We start from the raw sequence: 22874 nt of genomic DNA on the forward strand, positions 1-22874 counted from the left end.
TTTATTCAAACTATATGCGGCTAATTTGTTCGTAGCTTCTGTAAGCTATCCGGTTCCGGCGTTTTCTCTTTCAGGTGCGTTACATCGCAGTACTTTTTAACTACAAACATACTGCCCGTAAAATCGAGCTGGTACAGGCACAGGTTTTGGTGCAGAAACTGGTCCATGCAGCGCAGCGGGTAATGCAACAAATTGCTTAAAAGTATGCGCATGGCGCGGCCGTGCATGCAAATAAGTATGTTTTTCTCATCGGGCCGGCTCAGCATCAGGTCAATAAAAGGGCGCTGACGTGCCGTAACTAATTCTGGGCTCTCCCCTCCTTCTATGCACACATGCGTTTCGCCATTGTTCCAGGTTTGCAGTACGTGGTAGTAATAGGCATCTTCTTCCGGTGTGATGCGCTGGCCTTCGCGGTTGCCCCAGTTTATTTCGTTTAGCCCTGCGTGCTTCTCATGTGGTATCCCGAGGTTGATAAACTCCTGCACGGATTGTATGCTGCGCTTAAGCGTAGAAGTATAAATTTTATCAAAGGGGATGTCTTTATACTTTTGAAAAAACATAGCTGCCTGCTGCTGCCCTACCTCATTTAAATTAGAATCTACACCGCTGCCCTGCACAATGCCCTGCTGGTTATAGTCTGTTTGCCCGTGGCGGATTATGTATACTTTCTTAATACTCAAAATTCTTCTACTTTTGCCTACTTAGTTTTTAAAGTGCGAATTTAGACATCGCAGCTTATGCACAAAAATCCTATTACGTTAGATACCCTGAATGAGTGGCGAAAAAATACCATGGTAGAGCACCTGGGTATTGAGCTGACTGAATTTGGGGAAGGCTACATCTGCGGCAAAATGCCCGTAGACCATCGTACCCACCAGCCCATGGGCCTACTGCACGGAGGTGCCTCTGTGGCCCTGGCCGAAACGCTGGCAAGCATAGGCGCTTTCCTGCACGTTGACCAAACAACAAAGGCCTGCGTTGGTTTAGAAATCAATGCCAACCACATACGCAGTATACGTGAGGGTTGGGTATACGCCCGGGCAACCGCTATACATATTGGCAGAACCACGCAAGTATGGGAAACCAAAATCACTACCGAAACCGGAGAACCTGTGTGCATTAGCCGCATGACGGTGGCAGTGATAGACAAACCTCGTTGATGGTTTCTGAATTTTTATCTTCAGCTGATAGGTTTTATACCAGGCATAAATTTTAAATGTTGATTTGATCTTTTGAAGCGCTGTATAAGTTTGTCATCGCCCTACTCCCTTTAATGGAGAATGATAAGCGAGGAAATCCAGCAAAATTAGCTCAACACGGCATTATACATAAAAGATTAACCATGGGTGCAGAAACCCGAGAATATACTTTAGAGAACATCTTTCAGGCAGCCATCGCACAAAACAGAGCGGTGGCTGTTTGGCGATTGCCGCTAACAGAGCAGGTCCAGGCTTGTGTATCGCTGCAGCAGGAGTTTACCACGGGCAGTAAGCCTAACCTGGAGCAAAGCCCTTTTGGATTTCTATTTTGCCCCTTTCATACCTCAGGGCAGGAGCAGCAACTGTTTATCAAAGGAGATCTGTGTTTTGATGCCACAACTGGCACATTAACCACCGCCACGGATGCGCCGGCAGATGCAGCACAAAATTATAAAGATGCTCTTCAGAGTATAACCTCCTCCTTTTCAGGCTGGCACAGTTCAGACGCGACACAAGCCTCTTATCAAACGGAAGCTGGTTTTAAAGGTGCCGTAGAAAAAGCGGTAGCAGCCTTTACCAGCGAAGAAATGGAGAAAGTGGTGCTTTCGCGTAATTACAGCGAGACCCTGCCAAACTCTTTTTCTCCTGTTGCTGCTTTTGAAGCCATGCTGCAAGCCTACCCGAACGCTTTTGTGTCGCTGGTTTCGGTGCCGGGTATAGGCACCTGGATGGGGGCATCGCCGGAAGTATTGGTAAGTATAAACGAAGAGCAGATTTTTAAGACTGTAGCGCTTGCCGGCACACAACCAGCTGTAGAAAACGTGGCCGATGCCATCTGGCGGCAAAAAGAGATCGAGGAACAGGGCATGGTGGAGCGTTATATCCTGAGTTGCTTTAAAAGCCTGCGCCTGCGCGAGTACACCGAGGTTGGCCCCCGTACAGTAATTGCCGGAAACCTGATGCACCTACGCACCGATTTTAAGGTAGATTTGAAAGAAGTAGATTTCCCGACGCTGGGCACAGACATGCTGCACCTGCTGCACCCTACCTCTGCTGTTTGCGGCTTGCCTAAAGAACCAGCCCTGCAATTTATACTTGCCCACGAAAGCTATAACCGCAGCTACTACAGCGGCTACCTGGGGCCTGTAAACAGTACCGCTGGCACCCATATCTTCGTAAACCTACGCTGCATGCAACTGCGCAACCAAGAAGCCATACTTTACGCCGGAGCCGGCATTACCGCCGAATCCAACCCGGAGAAGGAGTGGCATGAAACGCAGCACAAAATGCAGACAATGCGAAGGATATTGGCTAATTTTGGATGAGTGACTGAGTGAATGAATAATCTGCTCATGCTGTCATTTCGAACGCGCTGAGAAATCTGGTGCTTTTTGCAATATTTCAGATTTATCACTGCGTTCGAAATGACAAAAAGTCTTTAACAATACCCACAATTCATTCCTAAATTCACTCACACACTCATTTACTCATTGAATTAAGCCCATGATCATCCAACCTGTTGTAAATATTGCTGAAATCTGCGCCAAAAAAGGTGTTGAGAACGTGGTACTGTCGCCAGGATCGAGGTGCGCGCCGCTCACTATAGCTTTTGCACGGCATGGTGGCTTTAATGTGCGAACAGTGAGTGATGAACGTGCAGCAGCCTTTATTGCTTTAGGCATGGCGCTTACAACAGGCAAGCCAACGGTGTTGGTGTGTACATCAGGTACGGCAGCTTTAAACTATGCTCCTGCAGTGGCAGAGGCTTTTTTCCAGCACGTACCACTGCTTATACTTACCGCCGATCGCCCTAACGAATGGATTGACCAGCTGGATGGGCAAACAATTAGGCAACAAAATGTTTATGGGCAGCACATCAAACAAAGCTATACTTTCCCGCTTGATTTTAGCCACCCGGACGCTGTTTGGTTTAGCGAACGAATGCTATCGGAGGCATTGAATACAGCTGTTGCTTTTCCTGCTGGTCCGGTACATGTGAATGTGCCTTTGCGCGAGCCCTTTTACCCAGCCCCTGACGAGGAGCTGAAGTATGACTCACAGGTAAAAATAATTGAAGAGGAGGAGCAGGAATTTATACTTTCTCAGAACGCATCTCTAAAACTGCAGGGAGAGATTCTAAAGTATAGCCGCATACTTGTGGTTGCTGGCCAGGGAAAGTATGATCTGCATCAACAAAAAGGCTTATATGCGTTTACTCAGTCAACAGGTGCGGTTTTTGTGGGCGATACGATCAGCAACATTCACCAAATGCCGGGTGCTGTGCGATACCAGGACGTTTTTCTGGCCTGCCCTGACGCGGAGAAGCTGCAGCAACTACAACCAGACCTGCTAATTACGTTTGGTAACTCCATCATATCTAAAAGCCTGAAACTATACTTACGCAAGTATAAACCGCAGGCACATTGGCATGTTCAGCAAGATGGCCAGGTAGCCGATACATTTAAGTCGCTTACCAAAGTGATTAGGTGTACGCCGCAAAGCTTTTTCTTCGCTTTATCAGGCAGCACCAAAACAAAAAGCGCTTTCCGAAATGCCTGGTTAGGAATGAATGAGAAAGCCGGTGCTTTTTTAGAAACCTATACTTCCGGGGCCGTATACAGCGAGTTAAGTGTGGTAGCTAAGGTACTGCTCCAGTTGCCTAACAAAAGCAACCTGCATCTGGCTAATAGCATGGCGGTGCGCTATGCCAACATCATCGGCTTAAAACCTGATCAGGAAGTGGAGGTATTTGCCAATCGGGGTACCAGCGGCATAGACGGCAGCACCAGCACCGCAGTTGGCTGCGCCCTTACCAGTACAAAAATCAACACCCTGCTTACCGGCGACATGGCCTTTTTCTACGACCGCAACGGCTTATGGCATAATTACCTGCCTCAGAACCTGCGCATCGTACTGCTAAACAACCACGCCGGTGGCATTTTTAGGTTGATAGACGGACCAAAGCAGCAACCGGAATTAGAGCCATACTTTGAAACCACCCAAGCACTAAATGCTGAGAATACGGCCAATGATTTTAAAATGAAGTATACAGCTGTGCGCACTTTAGAGGAGTTAGAGAAAGCGCTTCCGGCTTTTTTTGCAGCAGAGGCAGGTGCAGGCATACTTGAGGTGTTTACTGATAGTCCTGATAATGCGGAGGTATTTGAGAAGTATAGAAGAGCCGTTAGAAGTATAGCGTTTTAGACTACTGCCCCCTCAAAGCATCATTAAAAATTGATCAACTAGCGCCAGCATTCAGCTGCTGACGTAGGGTGCGTGCGAGTTTTTAGATTCGCTTGTGCTGCAGCACCGGGTCCAACCTCCCCAAACTCATCCCCAAATCTACGTCCAAATTATAGTTAAAAACGTTTAACATAATGTTAATCAATTGTATAACTAAACAATTTTCAGCCATGAACTTAACTCACGATATGAACCGCGTAGAACGCTGGGCTGATACACACCATCCTATTTGGGTTGATTTTATTAGAATGGGGCTGGGAATATTTTTATTTGCAAAGGGCATCATGTTTCTAAGCGATACGCCTGCTTTATTCGAAATACTGCGCAAAAGCCAGTTCCCGTGGGTATCTATAGGCTTAGCGCATTACGTAGGATTTGCACATTTGGTAGGGGGCTTGTTTATTGCCATTGGCTTGATTACAAGGGTAGCTATACTTTTCCAGTTGCCGATACTGCTGGGTGCCGTTTTCTTTATTAATCCAGAAAGAGGTTTCTACTCAGAAAACACAGAACTGTGGTCGTCCATTATCGTGCTGGTGCTGCTGATTGTATTCCTGATTTATGGCTCTGGCAAGTTCTCTGTAGACCGTCTTATCCGCAAGCCGAAAAAAGACTGGCTCTACTAGCTCTTTTGCTACCCATGAGGTAGGTTAGCACAGCCTTGCAGGCATAGAAAATCTGTGTGCCTATACTTTCTGATTACTTTCTGATCCTGCCAAAGAACAAGTTCGATACTTGTAAGCCTTTAATATTATTTATACATTCTAAACCCGCTTTGTTTGTTTTAGAGATTCTTCTCTCCCATTTTTGCAGCAGATCGTAAGATTCTAATTTAAATTGAGTTTTACCTCCGTTATGGCGCTTAATGCCATGCGATATATGCTGTGTAACACATGACTGAAGATTTCCTGCTGCTGAACGGTAAAAAGTTTTACTACGACGAAATTGCCAATTACTCTTTCCGAAACAGTATACCCCTGAACGGTTATGAAACGAAAACGCTGGAGTTTTGCCGTAGCTGGCTAAATGGTATTCAGGAATTTCCGATTCAAACGTCCGGCTCTACGGGCACTCCCAAAACCATAATATTGTCGCGGGCCCAACTAGAAGCAAGCGCACGCCGTACCATCAGCCTGCTAAACTTGCAAGAGGGTGATTTGATGCTGGTTTGCCTGAACACAGAATATATTGCCGGTATGATGATGCTGGCCCGTGGTTTTATGGCAGACCTGCAGATGGTGATCGTGGAGCCAATCGGCAACCCATTTACGTTGGTAAACCGCGACGATAAAATAGCTTTCGCTTCTTTTGTGCCGATGCAGCTGCAAACGATTCTGCAAGAGATGCCGGAGGCTTTACCGCAGCTAAATAACATGAAAGGCATTCTGGTTGGAGGAGCACCGGTAAGCCCTAACTTGCAGCGAGAATTACAAAGCATACAGGCACCAGTTTACCATACCTACGGCATGACAGAAACTGCCTCGCACATAGCCCTGCGCCGCCTTAACGGTACGGAGGCTGCCGATTATTACCAAGTGCTGGAGGGTATAAAAGTTGGCTTAGATAAACGTGGCTGCCTTACCATAAAAGGTGATGTTACGGACAATGAATTACTGGTAACCAATGATATTGTAGAGTTACTCACGAAAACACGATTTAAATGGATTGGGCGTGTAGACAATGTGATAAACTCTGGCGGCGTAAAAGTACAGGTCGAGAAAGTAGAGTTGGCAATAGCAGAGGCTTTTGTTGATTTAACAGACTCTCCCCGCTTCTTTATAGCACCGCAACCCGACGAATTATTAGGAGAGAAAGTAGTGCTGATTATGGAAGGTGCAGCTTTTTCTGCTGAAGACGAAACATTGCTGATAGAGCGCCTGCGCAATAAGCTGCCTAAATTTGAGGTACCAAAGGAAGTTTACTACAGCCCCTCTTTCTCCGAAACAGCCACCGGTAAGTTATCGCGCCAGCGCACACTGCAGAAGCTTGGTCTCTTCACGGAATAAGACGAAAGTATAACACAGGCAGGGCATACACCCGTACAAAGTATAAATCAAAAGAATATTCTATGAGATCTATACTTACGAGTGTGTGCTCTTTTTTATGCCTGGTTTTATTAAGTAACTGCAGCGGAGGCTTGTTCTCCTCCAAAGTTCCTGTGCAGCTACAAGAAGCCTGGGCTACAGACAACACCCTCCGCACCCCAGAATCTGCCTTATTTGATCCGGCACGAAACGTAATTTATGTGTCTAACATCAACCAAAATTCTTCTTCAAAAAAAGACGGCGATGGCTTTATATCCACGCTTACTCCTGCAGGCAAGATAAACAACCTGTATTGGATAACCGGCCTTAACGACCCTAAAGGTCTGGCGCTGCACAACAACGTGCTCTATGTGGCAGATCTGGATGAAATTGTAGCCATCTCTACACAATCCGGTGCTGTGCTGGGGCGCTATAAGGCAGACGGGGCAACGTTTTTAAACGATGTGGCTGTTGATGAGAGTGGCAAAGTATATGTAACTGATTCGGCCCAGAAACGCATTTATCAACTAAGGAACGGCCGCGTTACCACTTGGCTGAAGAACACAGAACGCGACAGGCCCAACGGTATTTATGTAGATGGTAACCGCATGGTTGTGGGGTTTAATGGAGATGTCAGCTTTTTGGACCCTGAAACCCAAAGGTGGAGCAACTGGACCACAGGTATAAAATCTGCTGATGGTATTGCCAAAATTGATGAAGGCTTCCTGGTGTCCAGTTGGCAGGGCGAAGTATACTTTGTGAACCCTGAAGGCAAAAATTGGCGCATCCTGGATACCAGCGAACAAAACATAAATGCTGCAGATATCAGCTACTCCGACAGGTTAGGCCTATTGTTTGTGCCCACATTTAAAGATAATCGTGTAGTAGCTTATAGACTAAACCGCTAAGAAAAACGTTTTAAAGATTCCGCTATAATGTTAAAGCAAGGCAGCTGCACATAACTTATGTGGCAGCTGCCTTTTATATTAGAGCATATTTGCCTGTAAAACTATGAAAAAGCTTCCCTCTCTGCACATTCTTAACGGCGATGCCACATTACCAGTATTTGAGAAGGCAAACTTTCCGGGCCAGGTGCTGGTCTGGCGTGAGGTTCTCTCCGAAGGGCCTGCCATTGGCATTATACCTGAGCACGAATTCTGGCAGCACCGGCAAAAGTATATCTGCGAAACTTACCAGGAAAGTACAGAAAACTATAAGCAGAAAGCGCTGAGTGCGCTTTCAAAGCTTGACAATGCACATGCTTTTTTTGAGGTTATACTTTGGTTCGACTCAGACCTGATGTGCCAGGTAAATCTGCTCTACCTGCTGCAGAAGCTAAGCCAGGTTAAACCAGCTGTTGTATCGGTATGCACGCCGGAGGCAGGAAAAAGTATAGGTTATTTAACATCTGAAGAATTGCACCGGATTTTTGAGAACCGCCAGATGCAGACGCAGGAGCAACTTCAGCAGGCAAAGCAACTTTGGCAACTTTATGCAAGTCCAGACCCTTTACAATTACAAAATTACCTGCTCCAGCACAAGCTGCTGTTGCCAGACACAGGAGATGCCTTGCACCTGCACCTCAGGCGTTTCCCGGATTGTACCTCTGGCCTTAGCCACCCCGAAACCGTACTTCTGGAGCTGATAGAAAGCGGTGCAGACACATTTGAATTGATGATGCAGCGGTTTTGGAAAAAGGAACCCGGTTATGGCTTCGGCGACTCGCAGCTACAGCACATCCTGGAACGTTTACAACCCGATTTAATCTCAAAAGCACCAAACCTGCAGCTCACAAAGCTTGCACAGCAGATTTTAAGAGGCAATGCCGCCTTTACTCCTGTACCAAAGTGGCTGGGAGGCACACAAGTAAAGCCTGGCACCAAATGGTGTTACAGTAAAAAGAAAGAACAGCTGGTAATTCAAGAAAATCTGGCCCCAAATATGCAGTAACAGATGCTATACTTATACTTTAAATTGAAAGGAGAAGGAAGATGATGAAAAAGTATGCATTAGGCCTAGGTGCAGGGTTATCCTTAGTGGCTTTAGCTTTAACAACTCAGGCACAGCATCAGAAAATAAACCCTCCGGCACAGGAGCATATATTGGTTACAGCAGACAAGGCAGCAGGCAATGAAAGTAGTAAAGAGACGTTATCAGGCATCCATTTGCTGCCCGCCGCTAAGGGCACTTTCCAGTTGGATTTCTCGCAGGAACTGGACGAGGATGCCACGCTGGAGATAAAAAACCCCGCCGGAAAGGTAGTTTTTAAGAAACCTGTTATTATAGCCGGCAATAAAACAAACTGGAGCTATAACGTAGGCAAACTGAAACCCGATACCTACCTGATAGAAGTGAAAACAAGCGACACTACCTACTGGACAAAGTTTAAAATTTGTAAATAACTTAAAAAAGCCGCCTTCAAAGTATAAACAGGGCGGCTTTTACCTTACTAATGTTATTTCGGACGCTGGTAAGAAATCTGAAATATTATGGTCCTGTAAAATGCTCCAGATTTCTCGAAGTACCTTAAACAACAGGTTCACACCTATTGCTACTGCGCCTTACTCCAGCTGCTTACTACCTGGTAAAGTATAGCCGCACCTAACTTCGCTGTTCTGTTGTCAATATCAAGAGCCGGGTTAAGTTCTGCTATATCTATACTTAACAATTTGCCGCTTTTTGCTACAGTTTTTAATAGCGCCAGTACTACCTCTGGCTGTAAACCAAGGGCATTAACGGCACTTACACCAGGCGCATAGCCAGCAGCGAACACGTCCAGGTCTACGGTTATGTAAACTTTATCAACTGCATCTAAAAACCTATTAAGCTGAGCGGTTAACTGTGGCAGGTTATGTGGCTGTACATCTTCTGCAAAAGTATAATCAACGCGTAACCTATCTGCAGTCTGAAAAAGGATGCGTGTGTTACCGTACTCCTGTAAACCTATTACTTTATACTTTAAGGCATCCCCATGGGCATGGCTTCTATCGGCAATCTGTAAGAAAGGCGTACCAGAACTTGGTTGCTGCGCATAGTTTCTGAGGTCGAAATGGGCATCAAAATTTAGGATACCTAAGGTTTTACCAGCTACTGCACGCTCTAAACCAAGGTAGTGGCCATAGGCTATTTCATGTCCGCCGCCGAGCACCAGTGGCCTGTAACCATGCTTTAATAGTAAAGCTACTTTCCTGCCTAACTGCTCCTGCGCCTCCTCCAGGTGTTGGTTGGTGCAGATCACATCGCCGGCATCAAATAAATGCACATGTTGTGGCAAATGATGCGCAAAAGAAGCCATGGCTGAGCGCAAGGCAGCAGGTCCGGTGGCGGCTCCTACCCTGCCCATGTTCCGGTTCACGCCTTCGTCGCTGCAAAAACCTAAAAAGGCAAAAGCCACCTCTCCTTGTTCTACACCAGGTATGGGTTCAGAAAGGTTTAAGAATTGAATAGCCTGGTGCCAGCGCACACCCTGAGCTCCATCCAGAGAATCGGTGCGGCCAACCCAGGCGTTTTTTGTGGAGGGTTTATACATTTAATCAACTTCCAATAAAACTGCTTAAACAGTTAACACTTACCATGATTTTAGATCCAGAGCTTCAAAATTAGCTAGAGTACTATTGATCATTTAAATCCCCGTTAATTACAGGTTTCCCGCTTTTCCATATTTTACTTGGTCTAAGTTTACCCTGAAAGTATAAAATCTCTTTATAGTCCTGTGTCGGAAAGGCGATCATATCTGCATTATACCCAGCTGCAAGCTGACCTCTGTCGGTCAGGTTTAAAGCCCGGGCTGCACGTGTTGTAATGCCTGCCAGTGTCTCTGCTGTTGTTAGTTTTTCGGAGGCTCCAAGTAAAGCAGCCTGCAATAACAGGTCACCCATTGGTGCGGAGCCTGGGTTCCAATCGGTGGCGATGGCCAGGCAGAGCCCTCCGTCCAACATTTTTCGGGCAGGAGCATAATGCATACCCAAACCCAGTGAGGCACCTGGTAAAACGGTAGCCACTACTCCTGCAGTTCTTAGTAACTCGATTTCGGGCTCTTCGCTTGCCTCTAGGTGGTCGGCACTTACGGCACCAACAGCTGCCGCCACTTTGCTTCCTCCGGTGCTAAACTGGTCTGCGTGAACGGTTATATCAAATCCCATTTTTTTTGCGGCCAGCAAATATTCTGCGGAGTCATCTTCTGTGAAAGCCGTATCCTCCACAAAAATATCTACACGGTTTGCCAGGTTCTGTTCTTTAAGAGTGGGTAGGAGTTCGTTTAAAACAGTTTGCAAATAGGCCTTGGAATCGGTAAACTCTGGTGGGCGCATGTGGGCAGCCAGGCAAGTTGGGATAAGGTCTATGGCGTGATGTTTATTCACCAACTGTATGGCTTCCAACATCTTTATCTCTTCATCCACACTCAGGCCATAGCCACTCTTTACTTCGCAGGTAGTTACGCCTTCTTGCAAATGGCGGTCGCAGCGCTGCTTTAAAAGCTCAACGAGCTCAATTACAGTGGCCTCTCTTGTTTTGCGAACGCTGTCCAGTATACCGCCTCCGCTTTTGGCAATATCCAAGTATGACTTACCAGCTACACGCATGGCATAATCGTTGGCCCTGGAACCGGCAAAGCAGATATGGGTATGGGCATCAATCAAACCAGGCATAAGCACCAGCGGCTCCTCTATTACTTCTACTGCGTAATCGTACTGTTCGGCCTCCTGTGTTAGCTTAATGTAGTCATCAACCCTGATAATCTCCCCGTTGCTTATCAACACACCGGCATCCTCCAGCACCTTCAATTCCTCATCTGCTATGGCTCCACTTTCAGGTAGTTCTGCCATCGTCAGGATCTGAGAGAATGGGCCGAGTAATGTATAGGTTGATGCTGAGGTTTCCATAGATTAATGTATTATATCCTTTAATGTTGATACTGAATTTATATTATTCTTAGTCTATAGCTACTGCCCTTCCTCTGACAAGTTGTGACCTGCCTAGGGAAGGGCAGTAGCTGTAAAGTTTATACTTTGCCTATCCCATGTTTCAAGGTAGAAAAAAGAGAAAGCTAAATCTTCAGCCCGAATTTCTCTGCGTTTTGCTGAGCAGTTTCGTAACCTGCGTCGGCGTGCCGGAAAATGCCCATAGCCGGATCGTTGTGCAGCACACGGCTCAGGCAACGATCGGCACGCTCTGTACCATCTGCTAATATAACCATGCCTGCATGCTGCGAGTAGCCAATACCCACACCGCCGCCATGATGAAACGATACCCAGGTGGCGCCACCCGCTGTATTCGACATCAGGTTAAGCAATGGCCAATCCGAAACGGCGTCAGAGCCATCCAGCATCCCTTCAGTTTCGCGGTAAGGAGAGGCAACGGAACCGCAGTCGAGGTGGTCGCGGCCAATAACGATTGGTGCTTTTACTTTGCCCTCACGCACCAGCTGGTTAAACATTAGTCCTGCCTTTTCACGCTCACCCATACCAAGCCAGCAAATGCGGCACGGGAGCCCTTGAAAAGCAACTTTCTCCTCTGCTTCATCCAGCCACTTAATCATATGCTCGTTTTCCGGGAAAAGTTCTTTTAAGGCCGCGTCGGTTACACGAATATCCTCTGGGTCGCCGGAAAGGGCAGCCCAACGGAAAGGTCCTTTGCCTTCGCAGAACAGCGGACGCATGTACTCCGGAACAAAGCCAGGTATGTTAAAGGCATCCTTCTCACCACCTTGTTGTGCAAACTCGCGCAGGTTATTGCCATAGTCGAAGGTGCGGCTGCCGCGGCGCTGCAACTCCAGCATAAAGCCAACGTGGCGAGCCATACTTTTCAGGGATAAGGCTTTATACCCCTGCGGATCTTTTTCTCTTAAAGCTTTGGCTTCTTCCAGGGTCAGGTTATTTGGGACATAACCATTTATCGGATCGTGGGCAGAAGTCTGGTCGGTAAGAATCTCCGGAGTGATATTATCCTGTATGAGTTTTTCCAGCACATCGCCGATATCACCAACTAGACCAACAGAAATGGCTTCTCCTTTTTCTTTCGCCTCCAGCACCCAAGCCTTTGCCTCTTCGTAGTCGTAGGTCATTTTATCGATGTAGCGGGTTTCAAGGCGCTTCTTAATACGCTCCGGATCAACATCCACACCTAAAAAAGTAGCGCCTGCAATGGTAGCCGCCAATGGTTGAGCGCCACCCATACCGCCAAGTCCGCCGGTTACGAGCAGCTTGTGGCGCAGGTCATCGTTAAAATGAATTCTTCCGCAGGCGGCAAAAGTTTCGTATGTGCCCTGCAAAATGCCTTGTGTACCAATGTAGATCCAACTGCCCGCCGTCATCTGCCCATACATCATCAATCCACGCTCCCGCAGTTCGTTAAAATGCTCCCAGGTTGCCCAATGCGGTACTAAGTTAGAGTTGGCGATCAGCACACGCGGGGCCTCAGTATGCGTGCGCACTTTACCCACCGGCTTCCCCGACTGTACCAGCAAACTCTCATCCTCCTCCAGGTTTAGCAGCACCTCGATTATTTTCTGAGCATCTGCCACAGTACGTGCTGCCTGGCCAATACCACCGTATACTACCAGCCGGCTGGGGTCTTCTGCCACCTCGTCGGTCAGGTTGTTAAGGAACATGCGCAACGCAGCCTCTGACTGCCAGTTTTTAGCATTAAGCACGGGTCCGGTTGGTGGAATGTAGGTGGGATGGTTGGCGTATTTTTGGATAAACTCGCTAACCGAAAGGCCGGAGCGTTGTGCTGTTGCTGATGGGGCTGATATATTCATAGTTGTTGGTTTATACTTTGGTAAAAATTAAATATGCAACAAAAATATAGAAATCGGCAGGAAAAGCTGTATAAATTAGCCTCCGAAGCAATACACTGGAACGCTATTACAACATATAAGACATGTTTCATATACCCTTAACCTCTCTTGCTACGCACTTTGGTGCCATCGATATCTACTTCTTCGACCAGTTGTTGAAAGGCAGAATTACGAAAGGCATGAAACTGCTGGATGCAGGCTGTGGCAGCGGCAGAAATATACAATACCTAATGCAGGCTGGAGTAAAAGTATACGGAGCAGATGCCTCAGAAGAAGCTATCGCAAAGGTTAAAAGTATGGCATCAGAACTAGCTCCCACGCTTTCTCCTAAAAACTTTGCTGTAGCTGACCTGGCTTCACTGCCCTTTGCCAATGCAACCTTTGATGTGGTATTGTGCAGTGCTGTACTGCATTTCGCGAAAAGTGAGGATCATTTTAAAAGTATGACACAGGAACTCTGGCGTGTACTGAAACCGGGAGGCATGCTCTTCTGCCGCTTCAGCACAACTATTTGCATGGAAGGCAAGCTACAGCAGGTAGGGAACAGGCTCTTTCAAATGCCGCACGGGCCCATCTGGTTTCTAGCTGATGAAGCACTTATCTCTGAGCTAATTTCTGATTGGAGAGCTGAAAAACTGGAACCACTTAAAACAGTGCTGGTGGAGCAGGAAAGAAGTATGACCACGTTAGTGCTGCGGAAAGTGGAGTAGCTTTGATTGTAGAATCGGGTCCAGCCAGCCCCTGCCCCTCCTTGTCCACGCAGGGGCTGGGGGTGGCTGGACTCGTTTCTACTGGGAATTCTGATTTAGGGTAGCCATATCTATAACGAATCTATACTTCACATCACCTTTCAGCATGCGCTCATAGGCTTCGTTTACATAGTCAATTGGTATAACCTCTACATCAGAAAGTATGTTATGGGTGGCGCAGTAGTCCAGCATTTCCTGGGTTTCAGCGATGCCGCCAATAAGCGAACCTACAATGCGGCGGCGCTTAAACAACAGGTTACCGGCCATAATTTCTGCTGGAGCTGGTGGTGCGCCTAAAAGTATCATGGTGCCGTCGCGCTTTAGCATCTGCAAAAACGTGTTATAATCGTGCGGAGCAGACACCGTGTTGATAATAAAGTCAAATGTGTTCGTGAGTCTTTTGACCGTTTCTTGCTCCCGGGTGTTGGCAAAATTATGGGCTCCCAGTTCTTGTGCATCTTTCGCTTTTTCAGGGGACCTGCTCAGTACCGTAACATCGGCCCCTTTGGAGGCAGCAATCTTAACAGCCATATGCCCTAAACCTCCTAAACCCACAACGCCAACTTTATGGCCCTCTCCTATTTTCCATTCACGTATGGGTGAGTAGGTAGTAATACCGGCGCAAAGCAGTGGCGCAACACGAGAAAGGTCCATGTTTAGCGGCACCCGCAGCACGTACTGCTCGTCCACTACAATATTGCTTGAGTAGCCGCCTTGTGTTGGATTTATGCCATCTTTACCTATACCTCCGTATGTTGCTACAAAGCCGTTTTCACAGTACTGCTCCAAACCATCGCGGCAGCTGTGGCAGTGGCGGCAAGAATCTACAAAGCAGCCCACGCCAGCCAGGTCGCCTTCTTTAAACTTTTTAACATTGGAGCCAACTGCAGCTACACGTCCAACAATCTCATGCCCCGGCACAGAAGGGTATATAATATCACCCCACTCTCCTTTTACATGGTGCAGGTCCGAATGGCAGATGCCGCAGTAAAGAATCTCTATCTTCACATCGGTTGACCCAACCTCTCGGCGCTCAAAACTAAATGGTTTTAAATCTGAAGTGGGATCGTAAGCAGCATATCCTTTTGCTTGTATCATAGCTTTAATTAGTTAATAGTATAGTTTGTAAAGATATTTTATACGTTAAATTATCTCCTGAAATTTTCCGGATTGCCTTTGTAAATGTTTGCCGGAACACCGCTTACATCTGGTTTAACAGCAAACAATCCCCCGCTTTCCGGATACTTTTCCAGCTTCTCCTCACTCAGCAACTCCCTACCCGATGTAATGTAGAGTGTTTCCAGGCTTGGGCCTCCAAAGGCACATGAAGTTGTATTGATTGCTGGCACTTTTACTTTTTGCAATTGTTCACCAGTACTTGGGTTATACTTTGCCACAGCTGCTCCGCCGTGCAGTGCAATCCACAGATTTCCATCTGCATCTAAGGTCATACCGTCTGGCGAGCCTTCGTCTTTTGGTATGGTGATAATCGTTTTTTCGGTGCTGATACTACCCGTAGCATCGTCGTAATCAAAGGACTTTACCTGCTGGGTTTTGGTATCTGTAAAGTACATCGTTTTCTTATCCAAAGACCAGACAATGCCATTCGAAATAGTTAAGCCGCTTAGTTTGTGATGAATATTACCATCAAGGTCCAGCATGTATAAATCAGCGGCACCTTCTTCAGAATCCAAAGCCATGGTCCCTACCCAAAAACGACCGTAAGGATCGCATTTTCCGTCGTTAAAGCGTATGCCAGTATCTTTTATAGGATTGGTAACAAACGTGAGTTTACCAGTAGAAGTATCGATGTAATGAATGCCGTTTTGTAAAGCTACCAACGCTCCGCCTCCCGCTACTGGTACTACAGTGCCAATGCGCTCCCCCACTTCCCATACTTTGTCTTCTTTTGTTTTGGGGTTGTAAAGGTGCAGCACCTTCCCTTCTATATCCACCCAATACAGCCTTTGCTCAGTGGGGTGCCAAAGTGCCCCCTCTCCAAGCTTAGCTTTGGCATCTAATTCTAAAGTGGCAATAAGTTGTTTAGCTGAGTTGGTATGTGGCATTGGCTTTTATTAGCTGCTGATTTCTTTGATTAGGATGTTTCTGAACCACACTTCATCTTCGTGGTCTTGCAAGGCAATTTTACCGGATTTGTATGTGCCATACCTTGGTATGTTGGCGAATTTGCTATTTGCGATCAGTGCTTTCCAGCTAGTATCCCAAAGTGTGGCAGAGAGTATGGTTTGGCTGTTTAGTAGTATAATTAGGTGACCGTTGTCGCAAATGAGTTCTGTGCTGTTCCATTCGCCAGCTGGTTTAACGGCTCCCTCCTCTGCGGCAATCAGGTCGTATAAGTCTCCGGCCTTGCGCTTCGGTAGTTGCGCGTCCGGGTGGCGTTCATTGTCAAGTAACTGAATCTCCGGGCCAGACATCCAGCTATATTTATACTGCGCTGCGTCTTCCTGCACATAAAACAAAAGGCCGCTGTTGCCACCTCTGCTTATCTTCCAGTCCAGTTTTAAGTGAAAGTTACCGAAGCTCTGGTCAGTTACAAGGTCTCCTCTGTCGTTTGCTGTGGGTACAAAACGGATAGCACCTGCCTCTGCTCGCCACGCTTTTCCAACAGTATCTTTCCCGTAGCGGTGCCACCCTTGTAAAGATGAACCGTCAAACAGAGATTTCCAGTCGCTCATCCAGTATACTTTTTTGTACTTACTGTTTCAGCGACATTATATACTTTGCCATTTCACGGGCGTCTTCTTTGCCAATATTGGGATGGGGTGTCATAGGAACTTGTCCCCAAACGCCGGAGCCACCTTCGATAATCTTACCAGCCAAATAATCATAGGTCTTGTCAGTGTTATCATACTTGTTGGCTACATCTGCATACGCAGGCCCCACCAGTTTTTCGTTTTCGCGGTGGCAGGCAAGGCAGTCTGACTGCGCTATAAGTTTTGCGCCTTTTGCAAACTCTGATACCGGCTCAGCTGCACCACCGGTGGCATCAGCACCTGTTTTTGTTTGCGCTACAGGTCCGGTTACCTGTGTTGTATCTGGCTCATAGCCACTTTCATAGTATCGTTCATGCTCTGACTTTTCGCCACCGCAGGCCAATAAAAGCAAACTACAGCCGAGTATAGCAATTGCATTTCTCATAATTTAAAGCGTTTGTTAAAGACATAGGTTATACCAATGAAGGTACGTTGTGGGATGTATGTGGTTATGTTTACAGCAGGTAGTATGAGTGCTGAATGCAGAATGGCAGTAAGTATGAGATCACGAAGTATAAAAGCAGCCATTGTAGTAGAAGTAACAGCATGACTGGCTTACAAGTCAGCACATTTGCTTATCTTACATCATCAACCTAAACTAACCTTACCATAAAACATGAAATTACCCCTGCTTAAAAGCTTTTGGCTTTTACTCTTACTCTTCTCATCAAGTATAGCCGTAGCGCAAAAGCTGCCAAGTATTGCCTCTAAAACCGAGGGCATGAAACGCTATCCCGGCTACTTTACTTTTTACTACGACGATGCCAGCGGCAAAATTTGGCTCGAGATAGACAAGCTGAACCAGGAGTTTCTGTATGTGAACTCACTACCGGCCGGCCTTGGCTCTAATGACATTGGACTGGACCGTGGGCAATTAGGCAACACCAGAGTTGTATACTTTAACAGACAGGGGCCAAAGGTAATGCTGGTGCAGCCAAACCTCTCCTACCGTGCTACTTCTGACAACCCTAATGAGCGCCGAGCGGTTGAGGAATCCTTCGCACAGTCCATACTTTGGGGATTTAAGGCAGAGGCTGCTGATGGTAACAACATTTTAGTAGATGCTACAGATTTCCTGCTGCGAGACGCACACGATGTAGTTGGAAGTATAAAGCGCAGCCGCCAAGGCAGCTATAAGCTCGACGCCAGCCGCTCTGCCTTATACTTGCCGCGCACCAAAAACTTCCCGAAAAACTCCGAGTTTGAAGCTACCTTAACTTTTACAGGCGGCGAGGATGCCGGACGTTATGTGCGAGAGGTGGCACCGGATGCCAATTCCCTTACCCTGCGCCAGCACCACTCTTTTATCGAGCTGCCAGATAATGATTATCAGCCACGCAAAATGGACCCGCGTGCCGGTTATTTCGGTATCTCCTACTTCGACTACTCTACTCCTGTTGATGAAAGTATAGATAAACGCTTTATTGCCCGCCACCGCCTCCAGAAAAAGAACCCAACTGCCAAAGTATCCGAAGCCGTAAAACCTATTATTTATTATGTAGACAACGGTGCTCCAGAGCCAATCCGGACCGCTTTAGTAGAAGGTGCCCGCTGGTGGAACCAAGCCTTTGAAGCTGCAGGATATAAAGACGCTTTCCAGGTAGAGGTATTGCCTGATACAGCGGACCCGATGGATGTGCGCTATAATATTATTCAATGGGTACACCGCAGCACACGAGGATGGTCGTACGGTGCCTCAGTTACAGACCCACGTACCGGCGAAATTATTAAAGGGCATGTATCTTTAGGATCGTTGCGCGTGCGCCAGGATTTTATGATTGCCGAAGGTTTGCTGGCTCCTTACCAAAACGGAAAACCGGCTAGTAAAGCGATGATGGATATGGCACTGGCGCGAATTCGTCAGCTATCGGCGCACGAGGTAGGGCATACTTTGGGCATCATGCACAACTATGCCGCCAGTTCCAACAGCAACGCCTCTGTGATGGACTACCCGCACCCAATGGCGAAACTTGACCGAGCCGGCAACATAGACTTAAGCAAAGCCTACGAAACCGGCATTGGTTCCTGGGACAAAGTAGCAGTTACGTATGGCTACCAAGACTTCCCGAAGGGTGCCAACGAGCAAAAAGGTTTAAACGAGATTCTGCAGCAAGGCGCAAAGCAGGGGCTATTGTTTATTTCTGACAGAGATGCCAGAGCAGCTGGCGGTGCGCATCCGGTTGCCCACCTGTGGGATAACGGCCAGAATGCTGCCGAGGAGCTAACCAATGTGCTAAAAGTCCGTGAGGAGGCATTAAAGAACTTCTCTGAAGAAAACATAAAACCAGGTGCAGCCATGAGTACCCTGGAGGATGTGCTGGTGCCGATCTATAATTATCACCGATACCAGACTGAGGCCACTGCCAAGCTGATCGGTGGCCTGAACTATACCTATGCTACACGCGGCGACCAGCAGGTAGTAACAGAGCCCGTTGCGAAAAGAGAGCAGCAAAAAGCATTAGATGCTATGTTGCAGACAATCTCACCGGAGGTGCTTACTTTACCCGAAGACATCATCAAACTTATACCACCACGTGCTCCAGGTTTGGGTAATAACCGTGAGTTGTTTACCAAGCGCACCGGCCTTACCTTCGACCCGTTAGCTGCAGCAGAAGCTTCTGCCGACTTTACACTTTCTTTCCTGCTACACCCGGAGCGTGCCTCCCGTTTAGTAGAGTTGAATGCACGCCATAACAGCCTTGGTTTGCAGGATGTAACACAACTGCTGCTAGAGAAAACCTGGAAGAGCCGCCGCGAAAAAGGTTTGCAGGAACAGGTACAGATGCAAACAGAGCAATTGGTACTGACACACCTGCTGGCGCTGGCTCATAACGAAGGTGCCTCTTACCAGGCAAGAGCCATTGCTACTGCAGCCCTGCAGCAGATTAAAGACCATGCAACCCGCAGACACAACGACAGAAGCAGCAGTACATATCAGGCTCACCTGGCCTTTGCTTTGGACCGCCTCAACCGCCCTGTAACTGAAGACCTGAAACCGAGCCGCCCACTGGATTTACCACCCGGTGCTCCGATAGGAAGCGGTGAAGTACTCGGGTGCGAATAATCAATATAAAGTATAAGAGCCCCTGCCAGAGCAATTTTGGCAGGGGCTCTTATACTTTACGCTTACCAGTAATGCTCAATAAATATCCTATCCCGCGCTTGCACTGGGTTATTACTAAGGATACGGTAACTATTTAGTGTCTAATGTATACTTGTAATTACCATTTTTACACTTAAAAATTATCCGGAACGATACCAGTGCTGTAGCATAAGGCTTTAAAATCTACTCCGAATAGTTAAAGACATTCTTGCTATATTTTAAATGTATAATTAGTCAGATTAAACTACTAAAACAGTAAGCTAACAAAACATCAAGTTTAGCTTGTAACTTGAGCCTGCTAATACTTACTTGCAGTTAAGTAATTAGATTATCATCAGTCAGCTTAATTTTTGTGAACACACCTACCCTTTCTTTTAAAGAAACCTTCTTTATTGGTTTAATGCTATTTGCCATCTTCTTCGGAGCAGGCAATTTAATTTTTCCGTTGTCGCTGGGCCAGGCGGCAGGCACTAATTTATTACCTGCTATTATGGGTTTCCTGATGACGGGAGTAGGGCTTCCACTTTTAGGTGTGATTGCCATTGGTATCTCCAAAAACGAAGATGTGCAGTCTATCTCGGCCAAAGTACACCCTGTTTTCGGGCTGCTATTTCCTGTAATTATTTACCTGACCATTGGGCCTTTGTTTGCGGTGCCAAGAACAGGAACAGTATCTTTTGAGATCGGGATAGCTCCCTTTCTGTCAGAGGGACTGAGAACAAGCGGCTGGGGCATGATACTTTATTCGGCAGTGTTCTTTCTTGTTACTTATCTGTTAGCCTTAAATCCAGGAAAAGTAGTAGACCGAATCGGAAAAATCCTTACACCGGTGTTGCTGGTAATACTAGCTATACTTTTAGTTAAAAGTGTAGTAGATCCGTTAGGTAACGTTCAAGTTCCGCTTAGCTCATATGAGAGTGCGCCTTTCTTTAAAGGCTTTCAGGAAGGCTACCTGACCATGGATACCATTGGATCTTTTGTATTTGGTTTGATTGTGATAAATGCCATACGCGCTAAGGGGGTGCAGCAAACAAAGCAGATAGCCAAAGTATGCGCTACGGCGGGCATAGTGGCTGCTACCGGACTGGCTATTGTTTATATTGGGTTAGCTTATGCAGGCGCAACCAGCGTAGAAACGCTGGGCCACTTGGAGAACGGCGGACTTATCATCACCAATGTGTCTAACCAACACTTTGGCCTGTGGGGCAACACGATTTTAGGTATAGCTATAACATTTGCCTGCCTTACAACCAGCATTGGCTTAGTAGTAGCCTGTGCCACCTTCTTTAATAAGTTGCGCCCGTCCATCTCTTACAGAACCTATGTACTGGTGTTAACTATAGTAAGTGCTGTCATCTCAAATGTTGGCTTAACCCAGATCATCTCTTTTTCTATTCCGGTGCTTGTTGCTATATACCCGATCGTTATTGTACTTATTATACTTACTCTGTTTGGCTCTGCGCTAAAAAAGAGACATGCTGTTTATACTTGGGCAGTCCTGTTTACTGGTATCATAAGTATTTTTGATGGTATAGCAGCAGCAGGATTTGAACTAAGCATTACCGCCTATCTTGCCGAATATCTTCCGCTGTTCAGCCTGGGTATGGGCTGGCTGGCTCCTGCTATTACCGGTGGCCTGATTGGGTTTGGCTTATCTTTAAAGAAAAAAAAGACATACGCCTTAAACAAAGCCTAACAGGTATACTTTGTAAAAAGGCGAGGCAGGTATTTTTTAACACCTGCCTCGCCTTTTTACATATTGTTATACTTTATTTTAATTGATCTAACAGTTCCTCTACCTGAATATAACTTAGATAAGGCTCTAGAATGGCAACTTTGTTTGCGTCGGTTTTAAATGTGCTTATAACCTCAGCGTGCTGCCCGGTCCAGCGCTCTACAAACACGTTGTGCAAAGAGTAAAGGGTAACAGTCCACCCGTTATAGATGCGCTGCCCAAGTATAATCCCGTCTTTGTTTAAAGTATCTGTTTGGCTCCGTAATGGCAGCCTATCAAACATCGAAAATTCCAGCATACTAACTTTATAAAAGTAGGCTTATTGGTAAGGATTGAGGCAGTAAAATAGTTTCAAATACAGCTAACTCAAAGTTGGTTGTATTTCTGCCAACATACACATCAGCTAGTTACTTTTAAGTAGTTATACTTTAATAAGCAGTGAAACGGACAAAACAAGTATGATTTTATAAACTTTAAGATAATGCAATAACTGCCTTCTGTGATCTTAAAACTGGTATTCAAAGCTTAACTTTCAGGCACAGATTCTTTCGCAGTTCCCGCTCTACATCATTTTTATAGTACCGCCCTACCGGTAGTTCTTTACCGGCAATTTCTACGTGGCTCTGCGAGAAAGAATCTATTTTATCCTGGGATACAACAAAAGACCGATGTATGCGCAGGAAATTATCTTCAGGTAGCATTTCTTCCAGAGAACTAATGGTTTGCTTGGCGATGATCTGCTTAGAGGGCGTTACAATTCTGACATAATCCTTCAGGCTTTCGATATATAAAATGTCGCTCAGGATCACCTTTACCATTTTGCGGTCTACTCTAAAGTATAAAAACCGATCGTTGGCAGGAGCTATTGGTTCCGTTGCAGCAGTTGCAGGCGCCTCAACACGGTATACTTTCTGCACAGCCTTCAGGAAGCGTTCGAGCGATATTGGTTTTAGCAGGTAGTCTACCACGTCCAGATCGTAGCCATCGAGGGCATACTCGCGGTAAGCGGTGGTAAAAATTACCTTAGGCGGGTTGTGCAACGACTTTACAAAATCAGTACCCAGCAACTGAGGCATCTTAATGTCCAGGAACATCAGATCTACAGTTTGCTGCTGCAGCACCTGGAATGCGGCAATGGCATTGCTGCACTTCCCTACCACCTCCAACATCGGCATAGCAGCAATATGAGATTGCAGTACGGCCAGGGCAGGCGGTTCATCATCAACAAGCAGGCAACGTATTTTCATA

At 46.6% G+C, this 22874-nt stretch carries 21 protein-coding genes; 11 read left to right on the top strand and 10 right to left on the bottom strand.

The annotated features are described in order from the left end of the window. Positions 1–20: 20 nt before the first annotated feature. Positions 21–680 (bottom strand): histidine phosphatase family protein, encoded by a 660-nt coding sequence (locus tag WG943_RS00145; protein ID WP_340405986.1) that lies wholly within the window; start codon positions 678–680, stop codon positions 21–23. A gap of 57 nt (positions 681–737) precedes the next feature. On the opposite strand from WG943_RS00145, the gene WG943_RS00150 reads away from it, so the two are divergent. From WG943_RS00150 to WG943_RS00185, 8 genes are all read left to right on the top strand, one after another. Further along, the gene (locus tag WG943_RS00150) at positions 738–1160 is read left to right on the top strand and encodes a hotdog fold thioesterase (protein ID WP_340405987.1); all 423 of its coding nucleotides are present in this window, start codon (positions 738–740) and stop codon (positions 1158–1160) included. Between the two features lie 182 nt (positions 1161–1342). After that, on the top strand, positions 1343–2524 hold the full coding sequence (locus tag WG943_RS00155; RefSeq protein WP_340405988.1) for an isochorismate synthase: 1182 nt from the start codon (positions 1343–1345) through the stop codon (positions 2522–2524). 178 nt (positions 2525–2702) lie between these two features. Further along, entirely contained in the window at positions 2703–4403 is a 1701-nt protein-coding gene (gene menD / locus WG943_RS00160) for a 2-succinyl-5-enolpyruvyl-6-hydroxy-3-cyclohexene-1-carboxylic-acid synthase (RefSeq protein WP_340405990.1), read from the top strand. 209 nt (positions 4404–4612) lie between these two features. Continuing rightward, positions 4613–5068 carry a DoxX family protein gene (locus tag WG943_RS00165; RefSeq protein ID WP_340405992.1) on the top strand — a complete coding sequence of 152 codons (456 nt, stop codon included), beginning with the start codon at positions 4613–4615 and terminating at the stop codon, positions 5066–5068. Between the two features lie 267 nt (positions 5069–5335). Continuing rightward, on the top strand, positions 5336–6448 hold the full coding sequence (locus WG943_RS00170) for an AMP-binding protein (RefSeq protein ID WP_340405993.1): 1113 nt from the start codon (positions 5336–5338) through the stop codon (positions 6446–6448). 152 nt (positions 6449–6600) lie between these two features. Continuing rightward, positions 6601–7374, top strand: a complete 774-nt coding sequence (locus WG943_RS00175) for an SMP-30/gluconolactonase/LRE family protein (protein ID WP_340405994.1) — start codon at positions 6601–6603, stop codon at positions 7372–7374. A 103-nt stretch (positions 7375–7477) separates the two neighbouring features. Then, positions 7478–8416 carry a DUF1835 domain-containing protein gene (locus tag WG943_RS00180; protein WP_340405996.1) on the top strand — a complete coding sequence of 313 codons (939 nt, stop codon included), beginning with the start codon at positions 7478–7480 and terminating at the stop codon, positions 8414–8416. 41 nt (positions 8417–8457) lie between these two features. Next, complete coding sequence (locus WG943_RS00185; protein ID WP_340405998.1) at positions 8458–8868, top strand: hypothetical protein; 411 nt, start codon at positions 8458–8460, stop codon at positions 8866–8868. A gap of 149 nt (positions 8869–9017) precedes the next feature. Here WG943_RS00185 and hutG read toward each other — a convergent pair whose 3' ends face one another. The 3 genes from hutG to hutU form a co-directional block, all read right to left on the bottom strand. Further along, on the bottom strand, positions 9018–9995 hold the full coding sequence (hutG, locus tag WG943_RS00190) for a formimidoylglutamase (RefSeq protein WP_340406000.1): 978 nt from the start codon (positions 9993–9995) through the stop codon (positions 9018–9020). 82 nt (positions 9996–10077) lie between these two features. After that, the gene (gene hutI, locus WG943_RS00195) at positions 10078–11349 is read right to left on the bottom strand and encodes an imidazolonepropionase (RefSeq protein WP_340406001.1); all 1272 of its coding nucleotides are present in this window, start codon (positions 11347–11349) and stop codon (positions 10078–10080) included. A gap of 164 nt (positions 11350–11513) precedes the next feature. Beyond that, entirely contained in the window at positions 11514–13226 is a 1713-nt protein-coding gene (hutU, locus tag WG943_RS00200) for a urocanate hydratase (protein WP_340406003.1), read from the bottom strand. Positions 13227–13348: 122 nt separating this feature from the next. On the opposite strand from hutU, the gene WG943_RS00205 reads away from it, so the two are divergent. After that, on the top strand, positions 13349–13975 hold the full coding sequence (locus WG943_RS00205) for a class I SAM-dependent methyltransferase (protein ID WP_340406004.1): 627 nt from the start codon (positions 13349–13351) through the stop codon (positions 13973–13975). 78 nt (positions 13976–14053) lie between these two features. On the opposite strand, the gene WG943_RS00210 is transcribed toward WG943_RS00205, so the two are convergent. The 4 genes from WG943_RS00210 to WG943_RS00225 are packed head-to-tail and all read right to left on the bottom strand — an operon-like array spanning position 14054 to position 17173. Beyond that, positions 14054–15112: an NAD(P)-dependent alcohol dehydrogenase gene (locus WG943_RS00210; RefSeq protein WP_340406005.1), complete on the bottom strand. Its 1059-nt coding sequence runs from the start codon at positions 15110–15112 to the stop codon at positions 14054–14056. 50 nt (positions 15113–15162) lie between these two features. Continuing rightward, a complete protein-coding gene (locus WG943_RS00215) occupies positions 15163–16080 on the bottom strand; it encodes an SMP-30/gluconolactonase/LRE family protein (RefSeq protein ID WP_340406006.1) in 918 nt (305 codons plus the stop codon). Positions 16081–16089: 9 nt separating this feature from the next. After that, positions 16090–16710 carry a 3-keto-disaccharide hydrolase gene (locus tag WG943_RS00220; protein ID WP_340406008.1) on the bottom strand — a complete coding sequence of 207 codons (621 nt, stop codon included), beginning with the start codon at positions 16708–16710 and terminating at the stop codon, positions 16090–16092. Positions 16711–16729: 19 nt separating this feature from the next. Further along, positions 16730–17173 (bottom strand): c-type cytochrome, encoded by a 444-nt coding sequence (locus tag WG943_RS00225; protein WP_340406009.1) that lies wholly within the window; start codon positions 17171–17173, stop codon positions 16730–16732. Positions 17174–17404: 231 nt separating this feature from the next. Between WG943_RS00225 and WG943_RS00230 the strand changes: the two genes are divergently transcribed. Beyond that, positions 17405–19852, top strand: a complete 2448-nt coding sequence (locus tag WG943_RS00230; protein WP_340406010.1) for a zinc-dependent metalloprotease — start codon at positions 17405–17407, stop codon at positions 19850–19852. Between the two features lie 391 nt (positions 19853–20243). Then, a complete protein-coding gene (gene brnQ, locus WG943_RS00235; RefSeq protein WP_340406011.1) occupies positions 20244–21587 on the top strand; it encodes a branched-chain amino acid transport system II carrier protein in 1344 nt (447 codons plus the stop codon). Between the two features lie 73 nt (positions 21588–21660). Here the strand turns inward: brnQ and WG943_RS00240 are convergent, their stop codons facing one another. Further along, on the bottom strand, positions 21661–21924 hold the full coding sequence (locus WG943_RS00240) for a hypothetical protein (RefSeq protein WP_340406012.1): 264 nt from the start codon (positions 21922–21924) through the stop codon (positions 21661–21663). Between the two features lie 220 nt (positions 21925–22144). Beyond that, positions 22145–22873, bottom strand: a complete 729-nt coding sequence (locus WG943_RS00245; protein WP_340406013.1) for a LytR/AlgR family response regulator transcription factor — start codon at positions 22871–22873, stop codon at positions 22145–22147. Between the last annotated feature and the right edge of the window lies 1 nt (position 22874).

The sequence above is a fragment of the Pontibacter sp. H249 genome (assembly GCF_037892465.1).
In the GTDB taxonomy this organism is placed as follows: Bacteria; Bacteroidota; Bacteroidia; order Cytophagales; family Hymenobacteraceae; genus Pontibacter.

Excerpts from the sequence above, each read along its gene's own strand:
- WG943_RS00150 (WP_340405987.1), top strand. The coding sequence starts at position 738 with ATGCACAAAAATCCTATTACGTTAGATACCCTGAATGAGTGGCGAAAA.
- WG943_RS00155 (WP_340405988.1), top strand. The coding sequence starts at position 1,343 with ATGGGTGCAGAAACCCGAGAATATACTTTAGAGAACATCTTTCAGGCA.
- menD (WP_340405990.1), top strand. The coding sequence starts at position 2,703 with ATGATCATCCAACCTGTTGTAAATATTGCTGAAATCTGCGCCAAAAAA.
- WG943_RS00165 (WP_340405992.1), top strand. The coding sequence starts at position 4,613 with ATGAACTTAACTCACGATATGAACCGCGTAGAACGCTGGGCTGATACA.
- WG943_RS00170 (WP_340405993.1), top strand. The coding sequence starts at position 5,336 with ATGACTGAAGATTTCCTGCTGCTGAACGGTAAAAAGTTTTACTACGAC.
- WG943_RS00180 (WP_340405996.1), top strand. The coding sequence starts at position 7,478 with ATGAAAAAGCTTCCCTCTCTGCACATTCTTAACGGCGATGCCACATTA.
- WG943_RS00185 (WP_340405998.1), top strand. The coding sequence starts at position 8,458 with ATGATGAAAAAGTATGCATTAGGCCTAGGTGCAGGGTTATCCTTAGTG.
- hutG (WP_340406000.1), bottom strand. The coding sequence starts at position 9,995 with ATGTATAAACCCTCCACAAAAAACGCCTGGGTTGGCCGCACCGATTCT.
- hutI (WP_340406001.1), bottom strand. The coding sequence starts at position 11,349 with ATGGAAACCTCAGCATCAACCTATACATTACTCGGCCCATTCTCTCAG.
- hutU (WP_340406003.1), bottom strand. The coding sequence starts at position 13,226 with ATGAATATATCAGCCCCATCAGCAACAGCACAACGCTCCGGCCTTTCG.
- WG943_RS00205 (WP_340406004.1), top strand. The coding sequence starts at position 13,349 with ATGTTTCATATACCCTTAACCTCTCTTGCTACGCACTTTGGTGCCATC.
- WG943_RS00210 (WP_340406005.1), bottom strand. The coding sequence starts at position 15,112 with ATGATACAAGCAAAAGGATATGCTGCTTACGATCCCACTTCAGATTTA.
- WG943_RS00215 (WP_340406006.1), bottom strand. The coding sequence starts at position 16,080 with ATGCCACATACCAACTCAGCTAAACAACTTATTGCCACTTTAGAATTA.
- WG943_RS00220 (WP_340406008.1), bottom strand. The coding sequence starts at position 16,710 with ATGAGCGACTGGAAATCTCTGTTTGACGGTTCATCTTTACAAGGGTGG.
- WG943_RS00225 (WP_340406009.1), bottom strand. The coding sequence starts at position 17,173 with ATGAGAAATGCAATTGCTATACTCGGCTGTAGTTTGCTTTTATTGGCC.
- WG943_RS00230 (WP_340406010.1), top strand. The coding sequence starts at position 17,405 with ATGAAATTACCCCTGCTTAAAAGCTTTTGGCTTTTACTCTTACTCTTC.
- WG943_RS00240 (WP_340406012.1), bottom strand. The coding sequence starts at position 21,924 with ATGCTGGAATTTTCGATGTTTGATAGGCTGCCATTACGGAGCCAAACA.
- WG943_RS00245 (WP_340406013.1), bottom strand. The coding sequence starts at position 22,873 with ATGAAAATACGTTGCCTGCTTGTTGATGATGAACCGCCTGCCCTGGCC.